This is a genomic window from Mycolicibacter kumamotonensis (assembly GCF_002086285.1).
In the GTDB taxonomy this organism is placed as follows: domain Bacteria; phylum Actinomycetota; class Actinomycetes; order Mycobacteriales; family Mycobacteriaceae; genus Mycobacterium; species Mycobacterium kumamotonense.
This window is the reverse complement of record NZ_MVHU01000071.1, coordinates 1-5,656: the sequence shown is the minus strand read 5'-3', so window position 1 is coordinate 5,656 and position 5,656 is coordinate 1. Positions and strand designations below refer to the sequence as shown.

The 5,656-nt window shown below is 70.0% G+C and carries 4 protein-coding genes and 2 pseudogenes; 2 read left to right on the top strand and 4 right to left on the bottom strand.

What is annotated here, in order from left to right; genetic code table 11:
- Window positions 1–1,086: D-alanyl-D-alanine carboxypeptidase family protein (locus BST28_RS22610; protein ID WP_083083196.1), on the bottom strand; the 1,086-nt coding region annotated here is incomplete at its 3' end.
- A gap of 89 nt (window positions 1,087–1,175) precedes the next feature.
- Window positions 1,176–2,168, bottom strand: coding sequence for an SMP-30/gluconolactonase/LRE family protein (locus tag BST28_RS22605; RefSeq protein ID WP_083083194.1), 993 nt, complete (start codon window positions 2,166–2,168; stop codon window positions 1,176–1,178).
- 72 nt (window positions 2,169–2,240) lie between these two features.
- On the opposite strand from BST28_RS22605, the gene sigJ reads away from it, so the two are divergent.
- Window positions 2,241–3,155, top strand: a complete 915-nt coding sequence (sigJ, locus tag BST28_RS22600; RefSeq protein WP_083083193.1) for a sigma-70 family RNA polymerase sigma factor — start codon at window positions 2,241–2,243, stop codon at window positions 3,153–3,155.
- A 42-nt stretch (window positions 3,156–3,197) separates the two neighbouring features.
- Here the strand turns inward: sigJ and BST28_RS22595 are convergent.
- Window positions 3,198–3,794, bottom strand: a pseudogene (locus BST28_RS22595) (carboxymuconolactone decarboxylase family protein); the annotation flags it as partial.
- Window positions 3,795–3,913: 119 nt separating this feature from the next.
- Complete coding sequence (locus BST28_RS22590) at window positions 3,914–4,705, bottom strand: phosphatidylethanolamine N-methyltransferase family domain-containing protein (RefSeq protein WP_083083192.1); 792 nt, start codon at window positions 4,703–4,705, stop codon at window positions 3,914–3,916.
- Window positions 4,706–4,865: 160 nt separating this feature from the next.
- Between BST28_RS22590 and BST28_RS22585 the strand changes: the two are divergent.
- Window positions 4,866–5,656: pseudogene (locus BST28_RS22585) on the top strand (PGRS repeat-containing protein); the annotation flags it as partial.

The window sequence follows — 5,656 nt, the reverse complement described above, 5'->3', positions numbered from 1 at the left end:
CTGGGGGTGGGGGCCCTCGGCGGGGGCGCGGGCCGCCACCAGCGCCGGGTCGGGTTCGATGAGGCTCCCGATCCGGGTGCCCGGCGGGGTGGCGAAGCCGTAGTCGAGCAGGTGCGCGGCCTGTTGCCACGGGGGGATCGGCTGCCGGGTGCCGCGCAGCAGCACCGCCACCAGCCGCCGGCCGTCCCGGGCCGCGGCGCCGACGAAGGTCTGCCCGGCGTCGTCGGTGTAGCCGGTCTTGCCGCCGAGGGCGCCCGGGTAGTTGTAGAGCAATTGGTTGTCGTTCTCCAGGGTGTAGCCGGGCACGTCGCCGTAGCCGGGGAAGTCGAACGTCCGGGTGGCGACGATGGAGGCGAACATCGGATTGCTCCAGGCGTAGCGGTAGAACAGCGCGATGTCGTACGCCGAGGTGCTCATGCCGGGTCCGTCCAGCCCGGACGGGGTCGCGGCGCGGGTGTCGCGACCACCGAGCTTGGCCGCCAGCGTGTTGATCTTGTGCAGCGCCGCGTCCATGCCGCCGAGCTGGGTGGCCAGGGCGTGGGCGGCGTCGTTGCCCGAGCCCATCAGCAGCCCGTGCAGCAGCTGGTTGACGGTGAAGTCCCCGCCGGGGCCGACGCCGACCCGGGTGCCTTCGGCGTTGGCGTCCTCCTGGGTGCCGGGGACGACGGTATTCGGGTCCAATTCGTTCAGCGACGCCATCGCGGTCAGCACCTTGATCACGCTGGCCGGCCGGTGTCGGCCGTGCGGGTCGCGGGCGGCGATCACCGCGCCACTGTCCAGGTCGGCCACCAGCCACGCCTCGGCGGAGATGTCGGCGGGCACCGGTGGGGTGCCGGGGGCGGCGATGATCCCGCAGCCGGCCAGCGCCTCCCCGCCGACCGGGGTGGCCGGCACCGGCAGCGGCAGCGGCGGGTCACCGGCCAGCGGGACCTCCGAGGCGTCCACCGCGGGCGGGGTGCTGACCTGGTAGGGGCAGTTGACCGACCCCACGTTGAGCCCCGGGGTGGGGTCGGCCGCCGCCAGCGGTGCTGCGGTGGCGAGAAAACCCACCGTCACCAGGGCTGATACCGAGCGCACAAAAGTCATCGTGTGTGCAGGGTAGGCGAACGGCGGCGCGAACCCGGGGAGCCACGCTGTGACGGGTGGTGCTTCTGTTACTTGCGTTCCAGCGCGGGCTACCGCTGGAAATAGGCCAGCCCGGAGCCGCCGACACGGCCCAACCACAGCCGGTCGCCGGCCTCGACCACCCCGGTGGCCAGGCCGAACCTCGGATCGGTGGTGCGGTATTGGGCCAGCACCCGCCCGTCGTCGGGGTCGAGGCCGATCACCCACAGCACCGGCTTCGGGTCGGGCAGCCAGCGATACGGCAGTAGCCGCCACAGCAGTGTGCGCAGCACCGGTGCGCGCGGGCTGAGCCAATCGGCCAGCGCGTTGGGTTCGGAGAACATCGCCACCCAGATCCGGCCGTCCGAACCGGTGGAGATGTTGTCGGGATGGCCGGGCAGTTCGCTGACCAGTGCGGTGATCGAACCGCGGCGCGGCCCGCTCAGCCAGTACTTGGACAACCGGCGCCCGGTGCTCTCGGCGAACACCACCGCTGATTCGTCGGCGGTCAGGGTGACGCCGTTGGCGAAGTGCAACCCGGAGGCCAGCACCGACGTCGTCCCGTCGGGGCTGCGCTGCATCAGTGACCCGCTGGCCCGGGCCTCGATCACCGATGCCTTGTAGTGCTCGTAACGGAACCGGTTGGTGGACTCGGTGAAATAGATGGTGCCGTCGGCCGCTTCGACCGCGTTCGAGCAGAACGTCAGCGGCCGGCCGGCCACGTGGCTCACCAGGGTCTCCAGTTGCCCGTTCGCCGGGTCATAGCGCAGCAGCCCGCGGTGGCTGTCGCAGATCAGCAGCCGGCGATCGCGGGTGAAGGCCAGGCCCAGCGGGCGCCCGCCGGTATCGGTGACCACCCGCGGCGCGGTGCCGTCGGGGCCGACCGCGATGATGCGCCCGTCCTCGACGCCGGTCCAGATGGTGCCGTCGGCGTCGACGACGACGTCTTCGGGGGCGGTGCCGGGGATCTCGACGACGGTCAGCTTCGGGGTCGGGTCGGGCGGGGGCAGCGGCCGCGACGGCGGGGGGCGCCAGCGCACCGGCGAGATACGCGGTTTGGGCATGGCTGCATTGTGTCGCGTGGGGGTTGGCCTCGGGCTCAACCGGGCGAATCCGATTCGGCCTAGGCTGAGGCAATGACGGCGGCGGTCGAGGACTTCGAGGCGTTGCGGCCGCATCTGCTGGCGGTGGCCTACCGGCTCACCGGCATGTTCGCCGACGCCGAGGACATCGTGCAGGACGCCTGGCTGCGCTTCGCTGCCGCCGAGCGCGACCAGATCGCCGACCCGCGGGCCTGGTTGACGACGGTGGTGAGCCGGCTCGGCCTGGACCGGTTGCGTTCGGCGTCGCACCGGCGGGAATCCTATGTGGGCGAATGGCTTCCGGAGCCGGTGGTGACCGCCGCCGACTCCGATCCGCTCTCGGCTGTGGTGGCCGATGAGGACGCCCGGTTCGCCGCGATGGTGGTGCTGGAGCGGCTCAGCCCGGATCAGCGGGTGGCGTTCGTGCTGCACGACGGGTTCTCGGTGCCGTTCGCCGAGGTGGCCGAGGTGCTGCACACCAGCGAGGCCGCTGCCCGGCAGCTGGCGTCGCGGGCACGGCGCGCCGTCGCCGCCGATCCGCCGCCGCAACCCGATCCGCGGCACGCCGAGGCGGTCGGGTCGCTGATGGCGGCGATGGCCGCCGGTGACCTGGGCGCGGTGGTGGCGCTGCTGCACCCGGAGGTGACCTTCACCGGCGACTCCAACCGCCGCGCGCCGACCGCTGTTCGCGTTATCCGGGGCCCGGAGAAGGTGGCGCGGTTCCTGCTGGGCCTGGCGCGCCGTTACGGGCCGACCCTGCTGACGGCGAACCAGCTGGCGCTGGTCAACGGCGAACTCGGCGCCTACACAGCCGGCGCGCCGGGCACCGAGGGGTTCGCCGAACTGCTGCCGCGCGTCACCGCGATGACGGTGCGCGACGGTTTGGTCTATGCCGTCTGGGATATCGCCAACCCGGACAAGTTCACTGGTTCTCCGCTGCGCGATGCCGCGAAACTGGACTTACCGTGAGGTCCACTCGCACTTCTGCACGCTAACGACAGCCTCGAGGCGTTACTGGGCCCACGGAACCCGGCAGGCATCCCCGGAGCTGAAGCCCTGCTCGGTGATGCCCAGTGCGCTGTACATCCGGGCGCGCATGTTCTCGATCCCGATCTGATACGTCAGCTCGATGACGCCGTCGTCGCCGAACCTGTGCCGCAGATCGGCGACCTGCTCGTCGGTGACCGAGTGCGGGTCGGTGGTGACGGCGTCGGCGTAGGCGATGGCGGCCCGTTCGTCGTCGGTGAAGCGCGGGGAGCTCGCGTAGTCGTCGATCTCCTTGAGCCGCTCGACATCCAGGCCCTCCAGCCGGCTCAGCATGGCGCCGAAGTCCACGCACCACGAGCAGCCGATGGTGCGGGCGGTCCAGAACACCGCCAGGTCGCGCACCCCGGCCGGCAGTTTGCGTGATGCGGACTGCAGTAGGCCTTCGTGCACGGCGTTGGCGACCAGGAGGCGTGGGTGGTGGGCGGCGACGGTGAACGGTTCGGGGACCTCGCCGAAGCGGCGCTTGGCATAGCGGTACATCGCCCGGGTCAGCAGGTTCGTCTTTTTGGGGGGCAGGGGTGGGATACGTGGTTGAGTAGTCATACCCCTTAGACGAGACGGCCCGGCAGAACGTGACAGTCTTTTTTTGGGGCGAGCGTGCGTGTCAGTCCAGCGACACACCGCCTAAGGCCGTACAACTGTGCACCCTCACCGCCGAACGAATCGGGTGTCGGCGCGCCTCACCACAGAAACGGCACCAGCGCCTTGCGATCGGTGGGGTAGTCGGCGAACTTCTCCCGGTACCAGCGGTGGGTCTGCAGCGCCCGGGGGACCAGGTTGCCGGCGGTGATCAACAGGATCACCACGCCGGGCAGCGCCCAGGTCAGCACGGCGAAACCGGTCCAGGCGATCAGTTCGCCCAGGTACGCCGGGCTGGTGACGAACCGGAAGCCGCCCCCGAACGGAATCCGGTACTCGGCGGCACCGGGGTTGTTCTTGTCGCGCAGGTTGCGCACGATCGACTCGGAGCTGACCAGCAGCGCGAACCCGCACAGGTAGATCACCAGGCCCACCACGAAACGCGGATCGGTCAACCAGCCGGGGCCGTACTGCCCCAGGTAGTCGTGGCTGAACAGGGCGCCGTTGAGGTAGCCGTGCATCGTCGTGACGAGCATGCCCATCACCACCACGGAGATGTTGAACGTGCTGCGCTTGCCGGGCACCTGGCGGATCGCCAGCGGGAAGAACCAGCCGCGGTTGGCGTAGTGCAACACCCAGATCCCGGCGAGCACCAGCGACGTCGGCTCGAACCGGGCCGGTCCACACAGGTAGGCGGCGGCGAAGACCACCGTTGCCGGGATCTCCATCAGCCACCAGCCGAACTTCGGGTTCAGGTTGAACCCGAGTTTGGCCGAGGAGAACCGCCCGTAGGAGCTCTGGCCGAAGAAGCCGCCGATGATCACGAACGCCGCGAAGCCGAACGCGAAGGTCAGGACGGTGTCGTAGCTGGAGTAACCGGTGTACCAGTGCACGGACGCTGTTGTATCACGCCGCCCGGCTTCGCTAGCGGCGGCGGGATGGCCCCGAAGGCCGCAAGCCGAAGGACCAGGGAAATCCCTGTATCGCTGTGGGTCTTCCGGAAATTAGCCTCCGGAATTGACGATGCTCTTTCCGTCTCCGAGGGGGGATTCGATGACTCGACAGCGCGGCGGCAGGCGGAATGCCAGGTCGAGGGCGGCACTGCGGCGCCGGGCGGCGGGTGCGGGGTCGGTCGCGGGGGCGTTCGTCGTCTTCGGGTTGGCCCCGCTGGCGGCGGCGCCGGTGGCCCAAGCCGATGAATTCGACTGGCTGACCGACCTGTTCGAGCCGTGGTTCGGCGCGGCTCCGGTTGCCGAGTCCGTCGATCTGGGCGATCCGGGGATGACGACCTGGTGGGATTCGTCGGCATGGTCGTGGCTGGACCTGTCGACCTGGGGGGACCAGGTCAGCGGGTCGGCGTTGGGCACCGAACCGTTGGCGTTCAACGCCTGGTTCGATGCCAACGTCTATGCGCCGATCCATACCGGAATCGAGGAGTGGATAAACAGCTCGGACGGGTTGCAGTTCGCCGCTTTCGTGAATCAGATTTCCGGTCTGTATCTGATCGGCGACGGGGCCGACGGGACGGCGCTTGATCCCAACGGCGGGGACGCCGGACTGCTCTTCGGTGACGGCGGGGATGGCTACTTCGGTGGCAGCGGCGGCGACGCGGGCTGGTTGATCGGCAATGGCGGAGACGCCGGTGGGGGGGCACCGGATTCCGGAGTGCAGCTGCTGGCGCTCGGCGATCCGGTCAACGGGGCGGTCGGCACCGCCGGCAATGCGGCGTTCCTGTTCGGCCACGGCGGCGCCGGCGGCGACGGCGCCGACGGCGAGTTCGGTGGCAACGGCGGTGATGGTGGTGCCGGTGGAGCCGGTGGCCTTTTCTGGGGCAACGGCGGGGC